The organism is Achromobacter deleyi (assembly GCF_013116765.2).
In the GTDB taxonomy this organism is placed as follows: domain Bacteria; phylum Pseudomonadota; class Gammaproteobacteria; order Burkholderiales; family Burkholderiaceae_B; genus Achromobacter; species Achromobacter deleyi_A.
The window spans coordinates 4,601,191-4,619,639 of record NZ_CP074375.1 but is presented as its reverse complement, the minus strand read 5'-3'; the positions used below and the strand labels follow the sequence as shown (position 1 = coordinate 4,619,639).

Below are 18,449 nucleotides of genomic sequence, written 5' to 3'. Positions count from 1 at the left end.
AAACTCCTGAAGGGTTATTGAAGCTGGATATTTCCAGCCTTGATGACGTGGGCCCACTTTTCGCTTTCGCTCTTGATGAAGGCTGCGAATTCCTCGGGCGTGCCGCCGCCGGCCTGGCTGCCGGTATCGGCGATGGCCTTCTGCACATCCGGTTCCTTAAGGATGCGATTGAATTCGGCGTTGAGCTTGGCGATGATGGGCGCGGGCGTGCCGGCCGGCGCGACGATGCCCTGCCAGTTGTACGACTCGAAGCCCGGCAGGCCGGATTCGGCCATCGTGGGCACGTCGGGCAGCACGGCCAGGCGCTTGGCGGACGTGACGGCGATGGGATGGATCTTGCCGCCCTGGATGGCCGGCAACGCGGAATAGCCCATTTCGAACATCATCGAGATATGGCCGCCCATCAGATCGGTCGCGGCCAGGCTGCCGCCCTTGTAAGGAACGTGGACGATGTCGATCTTGGCCTGTTCGCGGAACATTTCGCCGGACAGGTGGTGCGCGCCGCCCACGCCGGACGAGCCGAAGGACAGCTTGCCCGGCTGCTTCTTGGCCAGCGCGATCAGGTCCGCCAGCGTTTTTACCGGCAGTTCATTGTTGACGCTCAGGACCAGCGGGCTGTTTTCGATCAGGATGACCGGCGCCAGGTCCTTTAGCGGGTTGTAGGGCATTTCCTTCATGAGCGACGGATTGACCGCCATCGGGGCCAGGTTGCCGGTGCCGATGGTGTAGCCGTCCGGTGCCGCCTTGGCGATCAGGCTGGTGCCGACCACGCCGCCCGCGCCCGCCTTGTTCTCGACGACGATGGGCTGACCCAGCGACTCGCCCAGCTTGCGCGCAAGGAGGCGCACGCGCGTGTCGGCAAAGCCGCCCGGCGCGTAGGGCACGATCATGGTGATGGGCTTGGCGGGCCAGTCTGCGGTCTGGGCCTGGGCGGCGCCGCTGAAGGCGGCGGCGGCCGCCAGGGCGGCGATCAGGGGGCGCAATGGTTTCATGCTGGAGACTCCTCTTCCTGCTTTCTAATTTCTAATGTGAACGACCCTGCGGGTCGATCGCATTATGCCCAGCGCCATTGCGATCTGTCGTGACTTTTCCCAAGGCCCACGCGGACAGCGCCAGCAGCGCCGCGCTGGCCGCCAATACCTGCGGCAGGCCGGCGCCCCACCGCGCCGCCCACGACGCCAGCAGGGGTCCCAGGATCTGGCCGGCCGCGAATGCCGCGGTCATGACCGCGGCCGCCCGGGGGGCCGCCGCGCCCGCCAGGCGCCGGGCGGCCAGCATGCCCGCCTGGGTGATCACCATGAAGGTGCCGCCCACGAGCAGCGCGGCAAGAATCACGGCGGCGATGTGGTGCCACAGCGCCACGGTCAGCATGCCCACGGCCATCAGGGCCTGGGCGCAGCGCCAGACCAGCCTGTCGTCGCGGCCGCGGGCCAGCCTGGGAACCAGCAGGCAGGACAGCGCCGCGGCCAGTCCGAACAGCGGCCAGGCCCAGCCGAAGATCGCCGGGTCCGGAAAAATCTCCTTGGCCATCGCGGGCAGGAAGGTGGCCGGAATGATGTAGCCGACGCCGAAGATGCCGTAGTGCAGCGCCAGCACGGAAATACCGCGCGGCAGGCTTGCGGGAGTTGCTGCGGCGGCGTTCCGGCGCACCGGCGGGGCCTGCCGGCTGAGCCCGGGCCAGGCCGCCACGGACAGCGCCAGCGCCAGGCCGCCCAGGGCGGTCCACGTCAGGTTCGCGCTGGCACCCCAGCCCATCAGCGCCAGGCAGGCCAGGCCCGTCAGCGCGATGCCCGCTCCCACGCCGGCATACGTCACGGCGGACGCGGCACCTTCGCGCGGATCGCCAACGGGGACGGGGCGCCAGGCCGCCACGCAGATGAAGGCGCTGGCGCTCGCATAGCCCGCGGCCAATCGCAGCGCACTCCAGCCGGCCACGCTGTCCAGCAGCGGCATGGCCAGGGTCAGGGCGGCCACGGCGGCAAGGCTGGCCGCCAGCGTGGCGCGCAGCCGGCGCACCGGCCAGACGATCGCGGCCAGCGCGCCCAGCAGATAGCCGGCGTAGTTCGCCGAGGCCATCCAGCCGCCCTGGGCCAGCGACAGGCCCGACTCCTGGGCCATCAACGGCCATACGGGTGTGAACGCGAAACGGCCGATGCCCATGGCCGCCGCCAAGGCGAGCGCGGCGGGCCACGCCAGGCGGACCGCACCGGGCTGGGCTGAGAGGAGAGGGTAAGCAGGCGTTGACATAGGCCCACTCTAAGGCTGTACTAATATCTTGAATAGTGAATTATTAAGAACGTGAGTTCCTGAAATGAGAAATTTGGACCTCGATGCCCTGCAGATATTCAAGGCCGTCGCCGACCAGGGCGGCGTGGCGCGTGCGGCGGCACACCTGAATCGGGTGCAGTCCAATGTGTCGACCCGCCTGAAGCAGCTGGAAGCCTCGCTCGGCACGCCGCTCTTTCGGCGCCAGAACCGCCGCCTGGTGCTGTCGGACCAGGGGCGTGTGCTGTTGTCGTATGCGGATCGTCTGTTGCGCCTGTCCGATGAGGCGCAATCCGCGGTCCGCGACGGGGCCATGCAAGGCGTGCTGCGCATCGGCACCATGGAAAGCACGGCGGCGGCGCGCCTGCCGCCCATCCTGGCGGCTTATCACGCGGCCTGGCCGCAAGTGCGCATCGAGCTGGTCACCGGGACGTCGGGCGCCCTGGCCGCCATGGTGCGCAACTACGAGATCGAAGCGGCATTCGTGGCGCAGCCGTTCCCGTCCGAGGGCCTGGCGGCAATGGACGCGTTCAGGGAAGAGCTGGCGCTGATCTCGCCCATGGCCTGGGATCCGATCGGCAGCGCGAAGGAACTGGGCGACCGCACTGTCATCGCGTTCGCGGCCGGGTGTTCATACCGGCGCATCCTGGAATCCTGGCTGAACCAGGAAGGCATCGCGCCGGCCAAGGTGATGGAGTTTGCGTCGTATCACGCCATCGTGGCGTGCGTGGCTGCAGGTACTGGCGTGGCCATCGTGCCGCGCTCGGTGCTGGCGGTGCTGGGGGCGGAGCAATCGGTGCGCGTCGGCGCCCTGTCCGGCTCCCATGGCCGGGCCCTGACCCAGCTGGTCTGGCGCGCCGACGACGATACGCCGGCGCTGCAGGCCTTGCGGGGCAGACTGGAAGCTTAGAAGCGGTAGCCGATGCCCACCGTGGCCACCCACGGGTCGACCCGTGCGGTGCCGACGCGTACGCCGTCCAGCTTCACCTTGGACTTGATGTCGATGTAGCGGATGTCGGCGTTCATGAACCAGCGTTCATTGATCTTGAAGTCCGCGCCCAGTTGCGCCGCGACGCCCCAGGAATCGTCCAGCTTCAGGTCCGAGCCCTTCAGCGCGCCTTCGGCCTTGGTGTCGAAGAAGTGCGTGTAGTTGATGCCCACGCCGATGTACGGCTGGATCATGCTGTCGGGCAGGATGTGCCATTGCAGGCTCAGCGTCGGGGGCAATTGCTTGCTGGAGCCGATCTTGCCCAGGCCGCCGCTGCCGCTGACGTCGTGCTGGAAGGGCCAGGCGCCCAGCAGCTCGATACCGATGTTGCGCGTGGCCATGTAGGCCAGCGTGAAGCTGGGGCGCACATTGTTGTTCACGTCCAGCTTGACGGCGCCATCAAGCACCGAGCCGTTGTTCGACGAGGGGCGGACCTGCGTCACGCCGACCCGGAACAGCACGTCGCCCGCTTCGTGGGCATGAGCGGGAGCGGCGAATGCGCCGGCGGCGATCAGGCCGGCGATGGCGGTGGCGCGGAGGCGCCCGTTCAGCGAAAACATTTTCTTCTCCGATCTTTCCATGGGGTGAGTGGACAGGTTCTCAGACCTGGCGCACGGCCCGGTTGATATGTGTCAAATCGTGAAAAGACCGCAATTGAAAAGTGGTTATCCCGCAACACGCCCCGCGAGTGCGCACGGCGGTAAAAAAAAAGCCGCCGGCGCGTGTGCGCTCGGCGGCGGTGCATGCTTGGGCTGGTATCAGCGGGGCAGTTCGCTGCTGCCCATCAGGTAGGCGTCCACCGAGCGCGCGCATTGGCGGCCTTCGCGGATGGCCCAGACCACCAGGGACTGGCCGCGGCGCATGTCGCCCGCGGTGAAGACCTTTTCCACGTTGGTTCGGTAGTCGTCAGTGTTGGCGCGCACGTTGCCGCGGGCGTCGCGGTCAACGCCAAAGGCATCCAGCACGGTCTGCACCGGCGACACGAACCCCATGGCCAGGAGCACCAGGTCGGCCTTGATCTCGAATTCCGAGCCTTCGACTTCGCGCATCTTCATCTGGCCGGTGGCATCGTCCTTGAACCATTCGACGCGCGCGCCGATCAGCTTTTCGACCTTGCCGTTGCTGCCCTTGAGCAGCTTGGTGGTCACGGACCAGTCGCGCTCGCAGCCTTCTTCGTGCGAGGACGAGGAACGCATCTTCAGCGGCCAGTACGGCCACGTCATGGACTTGTTCTCGGACTCGGGCGGCTGGGGCATCAGCTCGAACTGCGTGACCGAGGCCGCGCCATGGCGGTTGCTGGTGCCCACGCAGTCGGAACCCGTGTCGCCGCCGCCGATCACGACCACATGCTTGCCCTTGGCATGCGTCTGGTCGATCAGGCGGTCGCCCGCCACGGCCTTGTTCTGCTGGCGCAGGAAGTCCATGGCGTAGTACACGCCCGAGAGCTCGCGGCCCGGCACCGGCAGGTCGCGCGGCGTTTCCGAACCGCCGCTCATGACGACGGCGTCGAATTCGGCCAGCAGCGATTGCGGCGTGCGCACGGTCAGGCCGTCGGCCACGGGATCCTTCGGGCTGCCGATGTAGGTCGACGGCGCGAATTCCACGCCCTCGGCTTCCATCTGCGAGATGCGGCGGTCGATCTGGTGCTTTTCCAGCTTGAAGTCAGGGATGCCGTAGCGCAGCAGGCCGCCGATGCGATCGCTCTTTTCGAACAGGGTCACGGAGTGGCCCGCGCGAGCAAGTTGCTGCGCGCAAGCCATGCCGGCGGGGCCCGAGCCCACGACCGCGACCTTCTTGCCTGTCTTGCGCGTCGGCACTTGCGGTGCGACCCAGCCTTCGGCCCAGCCCTTGTCGATGATCGCGTGCTCGATGGACTTGATGCCCACGGCGTCGCTGTTGATGTTCAAGGTACAGGCGGCTTCACACGGCGCCGGGCAGATGCGGCCCGTGAACTCCGGGAAGTTGTTGGTGGAGTGCAGCACGTCCAGCGCGCGGCGCCAGTCCTGCTTGTACACCAGGTCATTCCAGTCCGGGATGATGTTGTTGACCGGGCAGCCGTTGTTGCAGAACGGGATGCCGCAGTCCATGCAGCGCGCAGCCTGCTGCTTGGCCTGGTCGTCGGTCAGGTGCAGCACGAATTCGCGCCAGTTCTTCAGTCGCTTCTGCGGGGCCTCGGAGGCCTCTTGCAGACGCTGAAATTCCATAAAGCCGGTAATCTTTCCCATGGTATCCCTCACGCAGCCAGTTGTTGCGGGTTGGCTGCACGCCACATTTCACCCAATGCCCGGCGGTAGTCCGTCGGCATGATCTTCACGAATTTGCCGCGCGAGGCTTCCCAGTCTCCCAGGATCTCCCGGGCGCGGTAGCTGCCGGTGTAGCGGAAGTGGTCTTCCACCAGGCGGCGCAGGATGGATTCATCCGTTTCGCGTTCGCCGCCGCGCTGCGCGCTGTGCCAGATGTCGATGTTGTTCAGCGATTGCTGTTCAGCATGCGGCGCCACGGCTTCCAGTTCCACCATGGACAGGTTGACCCGGTGCTTGAGCGTGCGCTCCGGGTCCCACACATACGCCACGCCGCCCGACATGCCGGCCGCGAAGTTGCGGCCCGTGGCGCCCAGCACCACGACGGTGCCGCCGGTCATGTATTCGCAACCGTGGTCGCCCGTGCCTTCCACCACCGTGGCGGCGCCCGAGTTGCGCACCGCGAAGCGTTCGCCGGCCACGCCGTTGAAGAAGGCTTCGCCCGCCAGCGCGCCGTACAGGACGGTGTTGCCGGCGATGATGTGGTCGGGGCCGAAGCCGCGGAAATCGTTGGGCGAGCGCACGATGATGCGGCCGCCGGACAAGCCCTTGCCCACGTAGTCGTTGCCTTCGCCCACCAGGTCCATCGTGATGCCGTGCGCCAGGAACGCGCCGAAGCTCTGGCCCGCGGTGCCGTTGCACTGGATGTGGATGGTGTCGTCCGGCAGGCCGTCATGGCCGTAGCGCGAGGCCACGGCGCCCGACAGCATGGCGCCGATCGTGCGGTTGCGGTTGCGCACCGGGACGATGAACGAGACCTTCTCGCCGCGCTCCAGCGCCGGCTTGCTGCGGTCGATCAGCTGATGGTCGAGCGCGCCTGCCAGGCCGTGGTCCTGCTCTTCGGTCTGGCGCACGTCGGCATCCGACTGGGTTTGATGGAACACGCGGGCGAAGTCCAGCCCTTGCGCCTTCCAGTGCTCGACGCCCGAACGCATGTCCAGCAGGTCGGCGCGGCCGATCAGGTCGTCGAACTTGCGGATGCCCAGCTGGGCCATGATTTCGCGGACCTCTTCGGCGATGAAGAAGAAGAAGTTCACGACGTGCTCGGGCTTGCCCTGGAATTTCTTGCGCAGGACGGGGTCCTGCGTGGCCACGCCCACCGGGCAGGTGTTCAGGTGGCACTTGCGCATCATGATGCAGCCTTCCACGACCAGCGGAGCCGTCGCGAAGCCGAATTCATCGGCGCCCAGCAGCGCACCGATGACGACGTCGCGGCCGGTCTTCATCTGGCCGTCGGCCTGCACGCGGATGCGGCTGCGCAGGCGGTTGAGCACCAGCGTCTGCTGCGTTTCGGCCAGGCCCAGTTCCCAGGGCGTGCCCACGTGCTTGATGGACGACACCGGCGACGCGCCCGTGCCGCCGTCATGGCCGGCGATCACGACGTGGTCGGCCTTGGCCTTGGCCACGCCCGCGGCCACGGTGCCCACGCCCACCTCGGAAACCAGCTTGACCGAGACCGAGGCCTTGGAGTTCACGTTCTTCAGGTCGTGGATCAGCTGGGCCAGGTCTTCGATCGAGTAGATGTCATGGTGCGGCGGGGGCGAGATCAGGCCCACGCCCGGCACCGAGTAGCGCAGCTTGGCGATGTATTCCGACACCTTGTGGCCGGGCAACTGGCCGCCTTCGCCGGGCTTGGCGCCCTGGGCCATCTTGATCTGGATCTGGTCGGCGGACGACAGGTACTCGGCGGTCACGCCAAAGCGGCCCGAGGCCACCTGCTTGATCTTCGAACGCAGCGAGTCGCCCTTCTTCAGTTCGACGTCGGCTTCGATACGGTCCGTGCCCAGCACCGAGGCCAGCGTGTCGCCGTCCTTGATGGTGCTCTTGCCTTCGCGCATTTCGGCGCGGTAGCGCAGTTCGTCCTCGCCGCCTTCGCCGGTGTTGGACTTGCCGCCGATGCGGTTCATGGCCACGGCCAGCACGGAGTGGGCTTCGGTCGAGATGGAGCCCAGCGACATGGCGCCGGTGGCGAAGCGTTTGACGATGTCCTTGGCGGACTCGACGTCGTCCAGCGGAATGGCGCGCGACGGATCGAAGCGGAATTCGAACAGGCCGCGCAAGGTCATGTGGCGACGGCTCTGGTCGTTGATGATCTGCGCGTATTCCTTGTACGTGCGGTAGTTGTTGGCGCGCGAAGCGTGCTGCAGCTTGGCGATGGAGTCCGGCGTCCACATGTGCTCTTCGCCGCGGACGCGATAGGCGTATTCGCCGCCGGCGTCCAGGTCGTTGGCGAGCACCGGGTCGGCGCTGAAGGCGGCGCGGTGCTGGCGCAACGCTTCTTCGGCGACCTGGAAGATGCCGATGCCTTCGATGTTGGACGAGGTGCCGGTGAAGTACTTGTTCACCAGGGCGCTTTGCAGGCCCACGGCTTCGAAGATCTGCGCGCCGGTATAGGACATGTACGTGGAAATGCCCATCTTGGACATTACCTTGTTCAGACCCTTGCCGATCGCCTTGATGAAGTTCTTCACGGCCTTTTCGGGGTCATTCATCTTGCCCAGCGATTCAAGCGCCAGGTAGGGGTGAATCGCTTCGGCGCCATAGCCGCCCAGGAGCGCGAAGTGGTGCACTTCGCGCGCCGAGCCGGTTTCCACGACGAGGCCGGTGTTGGTGCGCAGGCCGGCGCGGATCAGGTGCTGGTGAACGGCGGAGGTGGCCAGCAGCGCGGGGATGGCCACGCGTTCGCCGTCGACCAGACGGTCGGACACGATCAGGATGTTGTAGCCGCTTTGCACCGCATCGACGGCACGCGCGCACAGCGCGGCCACGCGGGCTTCGATGCCCTCCGGGCCCCAGGCGGCGGGGTACGTGATGTCCAGCTCAAAGCTGCGGAATTTCTTGCCCGTGACCTGTTCGATGTCGCGGATCTGCGCCATGGCGGCGAAGTCCAGCACCGGCTGGGAGACTTCCAGGCGCAGCGGCGGATTGACGTTGTTGATGTCCAGCAGGTTCGGCTTGGGGCCGATGAAGGACACCAGCGACATCACCAGCTGTTCGCGGATGGGGTCGATGGGCGGGTTCGTGACCTGCGCGAACAACTGGCGGAAGTAGTTGTAGAACGGCTTGGCGCGGTCCGACAGCACCGCCAGCGGGGCGTCGTTGCCCATCGAGCCGATGACTTCCTCGCCGGTCGAGGCCATGGGTTCCAGGATGAACTTGTAGTCTTCCTGGGTCCAGCCGAAGGCCTGCTGGCGATCCAGCAGCGACACGGCCGATTGCGTGGCCACGGCGACCTGGCGCGGAGCGGGCAGCGATTCCAGCTTGATCTGCAGGCGCTCGATCCATTGGCGGTACGGGCGGCTGTTGGCCAGTTGGAGCTTGATCTCGGCGTCGTCGATGATGCGGCCTTGTTCCAGGTCGATCAGGAACATCTTGCCCGGCTGCAGGCGCCACTTCTTGACGATGCGGTTTTCGGGGATCGAGAGCGTGCCGGCTTCGGAGGCCAGGATGACCATGTCGTCATCGGTGACCAGGTAGCGGGCCGGGCGCAGGCCGTTGCGGTCCAGCGTGGCGCCGATCTGGCGGCCATCGGTGAACGCGACGGCGGCGGGGCCGTCCCAGGGCTCCATCATGGCGGCGTGGTATTCGTAGAAGGCGCGGCGGCTTTCGTCCATCTGCGTGTGCTGTTCCCAGGCTTCCGGGATCATCATCATCATGGCGTGGGCCAGCGAATAGCCCGAATTCACCAGCAGTTCCAGGCAGTTGTCGAACGTCGCGGTGTCCGACTGGCCTTCGTAGACGATCGGGTACAGCTTTTTGAGGTCGTCGCCCAGCACGGCCGACTGCATCATGCCTTCGCGGGCGCGCAACCAGTTGAAGTTGCCCTTGACCGTGTTGATCTCGCCGTTGTGGGCGATCATGCGGTACGGGTGGGCCAGCGGCCAGGCGGGGAAGGTGTTGGTCGAGAAGCGCTGGTGCACCAGCGCCAGCGCGGACACCGTGCGGGTGTCGGCCAGGTCGCGGTAGTAGCGGCCGACCTGGTCGGCCAGCAGCAGGCCCTTGTAGACCACGGTGCGCACGGAGGCCGAGGGCACGAAGTATTCCTTGCCGTGGGCCAGATGCATGTTCTGGATGGCGTGGCTGGCGGTCTTGCGGATCACGTACAGCTTGCGTTCCAGCGCGTCGGGCACCATCACGTCGGCGCCGCGGCCGATGAACAGCTGGCGGATCACGGGCTCGCAGTCGCGCACGGTGGGCGACATGGGCATGTCGACGTCCACCGGCACATTGCGCCAGCCCAGCACGACCTGGCCTTCGGCGCGCACGGAGCGCTCGAGCTCCTGCTCACAGGCAAGGCGCGACGCGGTTTCCTTGGGCAGGAACACCATGGCCACGCCGTATTCGCCCGGAGGGGGCAGGATGATGCCTTGCTGGCTCAGTTCGTCGCGGTAGAGCGTATCCGGGATCTGGATCAGGATGCCGGCGCCGTCGCCCATCAGCTTGTCCGCGCCGACCGCGCCGCGGTGGTCCAGGTTTTCCAGGATCTTCAGACCCTGCTGGATGATCGCGTGGCTTTTCTTGCCCTTGATGTGCGCAACGAAACCGACGCCGCAGGCGTCATGTTCGTTCTTGGGGTGGTACAGGCCCTGGGCCGAAGGCAGGCCGATGCGGCTGGCATCGATGGGGGTCGCCTTGGGGGTGGGACAGGATTCGATCGGGGTAATTTGGGGCATGGCGCGCTCCGCAGTGAGCCTGCGTCGTAATGTTGCAGTGCAGGAGACGGACAATACCCCCGACGCAAGTAGGGTGCAACAGAAACAATAAGGGTATGACCCTATTTATATTGATGCTCCATCATAGGGCATGAATATGGGGACATAACAACAGCCGCACCATTCCTGGCTCGGCGCGGGGCGGGGCAAGCAGGCAGACCACGCGGCGGGTGGAAACTCCAATTTTTTGCTTTATGCGTCCCCAATTTAAGGGGGATTTCACTGCGAAATATCAAGCTGGCCTGTGGCGAAAATGCACAGATGGCCCAAGGGTGGGCAGTCGGGCGAAGCCGCGCGAACGGCGCATGGCGAATCGGCCGTGCAACCCGGGCCTAATTGGCGCGCGACGGGGCGACGGCTATGTGTTGATGCAGACCGGCAGGCCGCCGGCGGCGGATCGTGGATGCTCTAAAGCAGAACCCGCCATGGCGGCGGGTTCGGGGGCATCAGGACGTGGTCGGGGTGGACGAGCTGGGCTCGGTGTCGGCGGGCGCTGCCGGGGCGGGCTTCTTGCGGGGCCGCCCGCGCTGGCCGGGAGCCACGCGCCGGCTGGCCGTGTGGGCCAGGCTGGCGATGAAGTTTGCCCCGCCCAGCGCCCACTGGCCGGATACGGCCTGGTCGATGCGCTGCGTTTCCTCGCGCGACAGGCCGTCCTGCAAGCGCTTGCGGTAGTTGGCCTGGCGGTCGAAGGGCGTATTGCCGCAAGCCCAGTAATCCGCGTGATCGGATTGCCATTGGGCGGGCGCCGCCGTCGTGTTGCCGGTATGGCTGGCCGCGGAGGACCAGGGCCAGGAATCGGGATCCTGCGATGCGCCGCTGCGCACGGGGTAGGTTTCCAGCCAGACCAGCGCCGGCAGCACCCAGGCGCCGGGCTCAAGCAAGGCCGAACGGTAGCGGCCCGCGAATACCCGGCCGCCGCGCAGCCGCGCCGCCAGGTTGCGGCCCAGCGTCTGCATCAGCCTGGGCAGCCCTTCTTCATCGGCCGGTGTGGCCAGAAGCAGGATGCGGTCGTTGGCAAGCAGCCATCCGTGAACCGACACGCGATGGCGTTGGGCGGATTCGCCCAGCCAGGTGGCCAGTTGATTCAGGATATCGGCGGGGGCGGGTTGCGATGCCGCCGCCAGGGGCTGAATGAAGTTGGCCTGCACCAGTTGGGGCAGCCCGGGGGCATACAGACGGGGCAGACGGGCCATAGTGTCAGGGCTTGCGTATCAGGAAGAACGGGTTGTCTTCGCACACGGTATATAAATAGTGCCACGGTGGGCGCTGGTCAAGTCCCGTGATCAAAATATGGGCGCGGAATGGTATTTCTTTGTCGCGAGCGCCCAATGAAGCGCAGGTTAACATTCGGCGACGGAACGTCGTACCGTGGATATACCCTAACCCGCCGACGCTTTTTTCACCCCGGACCGGAGAAAACCATGGCTGTGGCCCTCGAACTCATTTCCCAGCATCGCTGCTTTGGCGGTTCGCAGCGCTACTACCGCCACGAGTCGGCAGAAATCGGCCTGCCCATGCGCTTCTCCGTGTATGTTCCGCCCCAGGCCGAACAGGGGCCGGTGCCGGTGCTGTTCTACCTGGCGGGCCTGACCTGCACGGAAGAGACGTTCATGATCAAGGCGGGCGCCCAGCGGCTGGCGGCCGAACTCGGCGTCATGCTGGTGGCGCCCGACACCAGCCCGCGCGGCGCCGCCGTGCCCGGCGAGGAAGAAAGCTGGGACCTGGGCACGGGCGCAGGCTTCTATCTGGATGCCACCACGCCTGTCTGGCGCGATCACTACCGCATGTACAGCTACGTGGCGCAGGAGCTGCACGGCATCGTCACGGGCGACGCCCTGCCGGGCGACGCGTTGCGCACCGGGATCTTCGGCCACTCCATGGGCGGGCATGGCGCGCTGGTGCTGGCGTTGCGCAACCCCGCCAAGTTCCGTTCGGTCTCGGCTTTCGCCCCGATCGCGGCGCCCAGCCAGTGCCCGTGGGGCAAGAAGGCATTCGGCGCCTACCTGGGCGACAACGTCCAGGACTGGGCCGCCTATGACGCGTCGGCCCTGATGCGCGGCCTGAAGCAGCCGTTTCCGGACGGCATCCTCATCGATCAGGGCGACACGGACCAATTCCTGGCCGAGCAGCTGTATCCCGAGGTATTCGAGGCCGCCTGCGCCGCCGCGGACCAGCCGCTGCTCCTGCGTCGTCAGGCTGGTTATGACCACGGCTACTACTTCATCTCGACATTCATCGAGGATCACATCCGGTTTCACGTCGAGCGCCTTGGAAAACAGGGGTCCTGAAGGGCCGCTTCTATACTGGGGAGCCTGCCGCGGCAGGCTCGTGGCGCCTAGGGCGCACCGGGTTGCCACCCGCGGGGTTCTCCATAGGGACGCCTGATTTGATCAACGGAATCGCTCCTTTCGTCTGGATACTGCTGGGCGCCGTCGTCGTCCTGCTGCCCGGACTTGTCATGCTGCTGGGCAGGGGCGGTCCGCGCGATGAGCGCGGCCGCCGCCTGTTCCAGTTCCGGCCCGTGCGCCGCCTGTGCGGGCTGACGCTGGTGTGTCTGGGATGTGTGTCGGGGCTGCTTGCGCTGTCCCTGGTGCAGTTCTTCCGCCTGACCGCCGACGAGCCCGTCGCCCGCATCGAGATCCGCCAGCAGGCCGACGGCCAGTTCCAGGTGACCGCCAGCGCGCAGGGCATCGGGCCCAAGCAATATGTGCTGTACGGAGACCAATGGCAGATCGACGCGCGCGTCGTCCGCTGGAGATTGCCCGCGCTGATGGCGGGCGTGCCTCCCCTGTACCGGCTTGAGCGCCTGTCCGGCCGGTATAGCGACGCGGCCCGGGAAGCCTCGGCCACGCGTTCCGTTCATGCGCTGGACGACTGGCCGGCGCCGGACCTGGGCTCGCTGAAGAAGAGTTTTCCGAACTGGTTCCCCTTCGTCGATGTCCAATTTGGCAGCGGCGCCTATATGCCGATGTTCGACGGCGCCACCTTCCAGGTCTTTTTGGATCCGCGGGGCGCGCTCTTCATCCGTCCGGACGGAGAGCCCACCGCCGAGGGACTCAAGCGTCTGGGCTGGTGAGCTCCCCGCCGGGTCCTGTTTCCCGGCCCATCCTGGGGAAAATAAATGGGGACATATAAAGAAAGCGGAAACTTTGACGCGCCGCAATAGTCGAATTAGCACTCCAATTACTAGAGTGCTAACATCGAATCCATGTCGTTATCCCTTCGCCATCCGGAGATCCCCGCTATGAAGCAACCCAGTACCTCGTTGGCCGCTTCCGGCAACGCTCTGGCGTTGGCCATCGCCAATCCGGGCGCTCTCGGTACGATCGACGCTTATATTTCCTCGGTCAACCGCCTGCCGGTCCTGTCCGCGGAACGTGAAACGGAACTTGGCCGCCGCCTGCGCGACCAGGAAGACCTGGGCGCCGCGCGCGAGCTGATTCTGTCGCACCTGCGCCTGGTGGTGTCGGTGGCCCGCCAGTACCTGGGCTATGGCCTGCCTCACGCCGACCTCATCCAGGAAGGCAACGTCGGCCTGATGAAGGCCGTGAAGCGCTTCGACCCGGAGCGCGGCGTGCGCCTGGTGTCGTTCGCCGTTCACTGGATCAAGGCCGAAATCCACGAATACATCATTCGCAACTGGCGTTTGGTCAAGGTGGCAACCACCAAGGCCCAGCGCAAGCTGTTCTTCAATCTGCGCAGCATGCGCCCCGATGGCCAGACCCTGGACCCGGAACAGGTCGATCACATCGCCCGCGAGCTGAATGTGCGCCGCGAAGACGTGAGCGAGATGGAAGTCCGCATGTCGGGCCGCGACATGTCGCTGGAAAACCAGGACGACGACGACGACAGCTATGCGCCCATCGCCTACCTGTCCGACGAGGGCCGCCAGGAACCCACGCGCGTGCTGGAACGCGCCGCGCGCGACCAGCTGCAAAGTTCCGGCCTGACCGGTGCGCTCGATGCGCTGGACGCCCGTTCGCGTCGCATCGTCGAAGCGCGCTGGCTGCAGGACGATGGCGGCGCCACCCTGCACGAGCTGGCGCAGGAATTCGGCGTGTCGGCCGAGCGTATCCGCCAGATCGAAGCCGCTGCCCTGAAGAAAATGCGCGGCAACCTGGCGTCTTGATCCGCCACCGACCTTGACCATGCAAAGGGCCGCAGTTTTGCGGCCCTTTTCTTTCGTGGTTCCGGCGCGCCGCGAGCCAATAAATTGATACAAATTCGGCGGGGAAATTTCGCATTTCCCAGAAACTTAATGGGGATCGCGCCGACTAACTTCATGTAGACCGCGAACTTCGGTTAGCAGTCTTGTCATCCGTCTCGGCTTCTCCTCTTTCCCCTCCCCTATGAGACGGATGCTTGCGGGGCACCATGCATAACGGTGCCCCGTTTTTTATGCCCAAAAGGATAGGAAGCCCCGCGCTTCCCGCGCGGCAAGCCTAAGCCGCTTGCGCATTGTCCGGCGCCGCCAGCGCCGTATGCCACAGCGCATCCTGCACGCGGCGCACGCCCGTCGCCATCGATCCATCCTGATAGAGCTTGATCCACCGGTACCCGGGCGCCATGTTGTCCACGACATGCTTGCCGTCGCGAATGCTGAACTGAAAGCATGTGGATGGCGTGGCCAGCATGCGCAGATTGTGCCGGCGGCGGTCGAACTCATGATGCACATGCCCCCACAACAGCACGCGCACCTGCGGCCAGTGCGTCAGCCGCTTGAACAGCGCCTGCGGGTTGTCGATCATCATCGAGTCATGCCAGTGGCTGTCGATCTGCATGGGGTTGTGATGCATCGCCACCAGCGTGTGGCGACCAGGGGCTTCTGCCAGCGCGGCCTCCAGCATGTCCAGCTGGCTATCGGCCAGATGGCCGGCGTTCGAGCCGGGCACGGTCGTGTCCAGCGCCACCACGCGCCATGCGCCCACGTCCGTCACCGGCGCGGACCAATCGGGCAATTCCTGGCGCAGCACGGCCGGCAGGTCGTGATTGCCGGGCAGGCAGCGGATGCTCGCGCGCTCAAGCGCGCCCGCCCCGGACAGGATGTCGGCAAAGCGCCGGTAGCCGGCGGCTTCGCCGTCCTGCGACAGGTCGCCGGTGGCCAGCAGCAGATCGGGATGCTTGCCGTCGGCCTCGATCTGGCGCAGCACCGCGCGCAGGCTGGCGTCGGTGTTGACGCCCAGCATCATGGTGTCGGGCTCGCCGAACAAATGGCTATCGGTCAGTTGGACGAGCATGGCGGGCGCATCGTGGCGCCGGGACAGAGAATGGACGACGCGTGCCACGTGCCGCTCCTGCAAAGTTCGTGTGATTCCACATTACCCAAAAAACATGGCGCGACGCGTATCGCAGGCCTGCATTGGGGTAACGAAACGTGCATTCTCCACGATTCTTCATTGGCCGCGGCCGCGGGCTGCGGAAAAAAGCCGCTATTCTTGTGGAACTTCTCACACGCTTTACGATCGGGACGCGGCGCTACCCATGGATGTTGGTTTTCTCGTATTTGGCCTTGCCGGCCTGCTCACGCTGGTCTGCTTCATGCCGCCCCTGGCCGGTCGCCTCAAGCTGCCGTACTCGGTGCTGCTTGCCATCGTCGGCTGTCTGCTGGGCATCATCATCCACGTGCACGGCTGGGCTCCCAGCTGGATCGCCGACTTCCTGGATTCGCTGGAACGCTTCGAGATCTCGTCCGAAACCTTCCTGATGGTGTTCCTGCCGGTGCTGTTGTTCGAGACCGCGCTGTCCATGAACGTGCGGCGTCTGATGGACGACATCGGCCCCATCCTCATGATGGCCATCGTGGCCGTGGTGGTATGCACGGTGGTCGTGGGCGTGACCCTGGACGCCATTTCGCCCTACGGCCTGGTGGTGTGCCTGCTGCTGGGCGCCATCGTGGCGACGACGGATCCGGTGGCGGTGGTCGGCATCTTCCGGGAGGTGGGCGCGCCCAAGCGGCTGACGACGCTCGTCGAGGGCGAAAGCCTGTTCAACGACGCGGCCTCCATCGCGCTGTATTCGGTGCTGCTCGCCGTGCTGAGCGGTCACGGGGAACTGACCGCAAGCGGAATCTTCAACGACTTCATCGTTCACTTCATCGGCGGCGGCGTGGCGGGCTTTGCCATGGGGCGGCTGGCCTGCTTCCTGTTCGCCTGGCTGCGCGGCTTTCCCACGGCCGAGATCACGCTGACCCTGACGCTGGCATATCTATCCTTTTTCATTTCCGAGCACTATCTGAATGTCTCGGGCGTGGTCGCAACCGTGATCGCGGGCCTGGTGGTGGGTTCCACCGGCCGCACGCGCATGTCGCCCACCACCTTCGAATACCTGGCCAGCGCCTGGGGCCAGTTCGGTTTCTGGGCTAACTCGCTGATCTTCCTGTTCGCGGCCATGCTGATCCCCAAGCTGATGGCTGCCGCCGACTGGCAGGAGCTGGTGCTGGTGGGCGTGGTGTTCGTCGTGACGCTGATCGCGCGCGCGATCGTGGTCTTCGGCCTGCTGCCCCTGCTGGGCCTGACCCGGCTGGGCACCAAGGTCAGCAGGCCGTACAAGGTGGTGATGCTGTGGGGCGGATTGCGTGGAGCCGTCTCGCTGGCCCTGGCGCTGGCGGTCACCGAACAGACCGGCGTGCCCGAAGAATCGCGCCAGTTCATCGCCGTGGCCACCACGGGGTTCGTGCTGATGACCTTGTTCGTCAACGGCATCAGCCTGCGGCCGCTGATCCGCATGCTGGGGCTGAACCAGCTGTCGTCGGTGGAGCGCACCATCCGCAACCAGGTGCTGGCCGTGGCGCTGGAAGACCTGCAGGGCAAGACGGATGAGGTGGCCAAGACCGAACACATTGGCAACGAGGTCCGCGACCGCATCCGCGCCGTATTCGACGCCAGCCTGGCCAGCGTGCACGACGGCCAGGTCAGCCAGATGAGCGACGAGCAGCGCGTGGCGGTGGGACTGGCCATCGTGGCGCAACGCGAAGAGGAAATGTTCTTCGACATCCTGAAGGCGCAGATCGTGGACTGGCGCATGGCCGAAGCGCTGCTGGCGCGGGCGGAACGGCTGGAAGACGCAATCCGGCTGGGCGGCGTGTCCGGCTTCGAGCGCGCGATCGTGGCTGACGTGCGCTATTCCACCGCCTTCCGGCTGGCCTTGCGCCTGCACTATGTATTTGGGTTCCAGGGCTGGCTGGCGCGCGAGCTGGGCCAGCGTTTCGCCAATCTGATGAGCAAGCGGTCGGTCGCGCAGCGCCTGATCGTATTCGCCCGCGAACAGATCACGCCGCTGCTGGGCGAGGAAGCGACGCAGCGCATCGTATCCTTGCACCAACGCCGCCTGGACCTGATCGAAAACGCCATGCAGGCGCTGAACCTGCAGTACCCGTCGTACGCGCAGTGGTTGCAGGAAAGCTATCTGGGCCGGGTCGCCCGCGAGCTCGAGCGCATCCGTTACCGCGACATGCTTGAGCAGTTTCTGATCAGCGGCGAGGTGTACGCGGACCTGATGGAGCAATTGAAGAGCCGCTGGGCGCATATCGACAAGCACCCGCCGCTGGACATCGAAATGAGCGCGGCCGAGCTGATCAAGCGCGTGCCCCTGTTCGAAGGCCTGTCGCCCGATTCGCTGCGCGCCATCAGCAAGCTGCTCAAGCCGCGGCTGTCCCTGCCCGATCAGCGAGTCCTGACCCAGGGCCGGCACGGCGAGGAAATGTGCTTCGTGGCGTCGGGCGCCGTGGCCGTTCATCTGCCCGACAACACCATGATCGAACTGGGCAGTGGCGAATTCTTCGGTGAACTCGGCCTGCTGGGCGAGCAGCAGCTCACGCCGGATGTGACGTCGCTGGGCTACAGCAAGCTGCTGATGCTGTCGTCGCGGGACTTCCACGCCCTGCTCGCGCGCGACGAGAATCTGCGCGAGCGCATTCAGGTCGTGGCCAAGCAGCGGCTGCGCGCGATCGAGGTCTGGAAGCAGTTCTCGCAGGCGTCCAACGCCGCGCCTGCCCCGACGCCCGCGCCGGTCTCGGCGCCCAGTCCGTCGCAGGCGGCCGAAGCCGCCGAGGCGGCGGGCGTCAGCGGTTCTTCCTCCGGTGACGACTCGGGCGCGGCCCGCGACTTGCGCGGAGCAGAGGTCCGCGATGCCGGCACGCCGGGAGACGCGGTGCTGGGAACGCCGGAGACGGCGCCCCGCTGAAGG

The 18,449-nt window shown here is 66.0% G+C and carries 12 protein-coding genes; 5 read left to right on the top strand and 7 right to left on the bottom strand.

Features of this window, described 5'->3' with window-relative positions; translation table 11 throughout:
- Positions 1-14: 14 nt before the first annotated feature.
- Both HLG70_RS20780 and HLG70_RS20775 read right to left on the bottom strand, forming a co-directional pair.
- Positions 15-992, bottom strand: a complete 978-nt coding sequence (locus HLG70_RS20780; protein ID WP_171666363.1) for a Bug family tripartite tricarboxylate transporter substrate binding protein — start codon at positions 990-992, stop codon at positions 15-17.
- A gap of 31 nt (positions 993-1,023) precedes the next feature.
- The gene (locus tag HLG70_RS20775) at positions 1,024-2,247 is read right to left on the bottom strand and encodes a YbfB/YjiJ family MFS transporter (RefSeq protein ID WP_171666365.1); all 1,224 of its coding nucleotides are present in this window, start codon (positions 2,245-2,247) and stop codon (positions 1,024-1,026) included.
- A 64-nt stretch (positions 2,248-2,311) separates the two neighbouring features.
- Between HLG70_RS20775 and HLG70_RS20770 the strand changes: the two genes are divergently transcribed.
- On the top strand, positions 2,312-3,175 hold the full coding sequence (locus tag HLG70_RS20770; RefSeq protein WP_171666367.1) for a LysR family transcriptional regulator: 864 nt from the start codon (positions 2,312-2,314) through the stop codon (positions 3,173-3,175).
- On the opposite strand, the gene HLG70_RS20765 is transcribed toward HLG70_RS20770, so the two are convergent.
- The 4 genes from HLG70_RS20765 to HLG70_RS20750 form a co-directional block, all read right to left on the bottom strand.
- Positions 3,172-3,813, bottom strand: coding sequence for an OmpW/AlkL family protein (locus HLG70_RS20765; RefSeq protein ID WP_171666369.1), 642 nt, complete (start codon positions 3,811-3,813; stop codon positions 3,172-3,174). The two genes, HLG70_RS20770 and HLG70_RS20765, sit on opposite strands and share 4 nt — an antisense overlap.
- A gap of 198 nt (positions 3,814-4,011) precedes the next feature.
- Complete coding sequence (locus tag HLG70_RS20760) at positions 4,012-5,478, bottom strand: glutamate synthase subunit beta (RefSeq protein ID WP_171666371.1); 1,467 nt, start codon at positions 5,476-5,478, stop codon at positions 4,012-4,014.
- A gap of 8 nt (positions 5,479-5,486) precedes the next feature.
- Positions 5,487-10,226 carry a glutamate synthase-related protein gene (locus HLG70_RS20755; protein ID WP_171666373.1) on the bottom strand — a complete coding sequence of 1,580 codons (4,740 nt, stop codon included), beginning with the start codon at positions 10,224-10,226 and terminating at the stop codon, positions 5,487-5,489.
- A gap of 485 nt (positions 10,227-10,711) precedes the next feature.
- Positions 10,712-11,458 carry a hypothetical protein gene (locus HLG70_RS20750; protein WP_171666375.1) on the bottom strand — a complete coding sequence of 249 codons (747 nt, stop codon included), beginning with the start codon at positions 11,456-11,458 and terminating at the stop codon, positions 10,712-10,714.
- Between the two features lie 228 nt (positions 11,459-11,686).
- Between HLG70_RS20750 and fghA the strand changes: the two genes are divergently transcribed.
- From fghA to rpoH, 3 genes are all read left to right on the top strand, one after another.
- The gene (fghA, locus tag HLG70_RS20745; RefSeq protein WP_171666377.1) at positions 11,687-12,553 is read left to right on the top strand and encodes an S-formylglutathione hydrolase; all 867 of its coding nucleotides are present in this window, start codon (positions 11,687-11,689) and stop codon (positions 12,551-12,553) included.
- Positions 12,554-12,651: 98 nt separating this feature from the next.
- Positions 12,652-13,341, top strand: a complete 690-nt coding sequence (locus HLG70_RS20740; RefSeq protein WP_171666379.1) for a hypothetical protein — start codon at positions 12,652-12,654, stop codon at positions 13,339-13,341.
- 168 nt (positions 13,342-13,509) lie between these two features.
- Positions 13,510-14,394, top strand: a complete 885-nt coding sequence (gene rpoH / locus HLG70_RS20735; RefSeq protein WP_057286172.1) for an RNA polymerase sigma factor RpoH — start codon at positions 13,510-13,512, stop codon at positions 14,392-14,394.
- A gap of 313 nt (positions 14,395-14,707) precedes the next feature.
- On the opposite strand, the gene cpdA is transcribed toward rpoH, so the two are convergent.
- Entirely contained in the window at positions 14,708-15,550 is an 843-nt protein-coding gene (gene cpdA / locus HLG70_RS20730; protein ID WP_171666381.1) for a 3',5'-cyclic-AMP phosphodiesterase, read from the bottom strand.
- Positions 15,551-15,746: 196 nt separating this feature from the next.
- Between cpdA and HLG70_RS20725 the strand changes: the two genes are divergently transcribed.
- Positions 15,747-18,446 carry a cation:proton antiporter gene (locus HLG70_RS20725; RefSeq protein ID WP_171666383.1) on the top strand — a complete coding sequence of 900 codons (2,700 nt, stop codon included), beginning with the start codon at positions 15,747-15,749 and terminating at the stop codon, positions 18,444-18,446.
- The last annotated feature ends 3 nt before the right edge of the window (positions 18,447-18,449 follow it).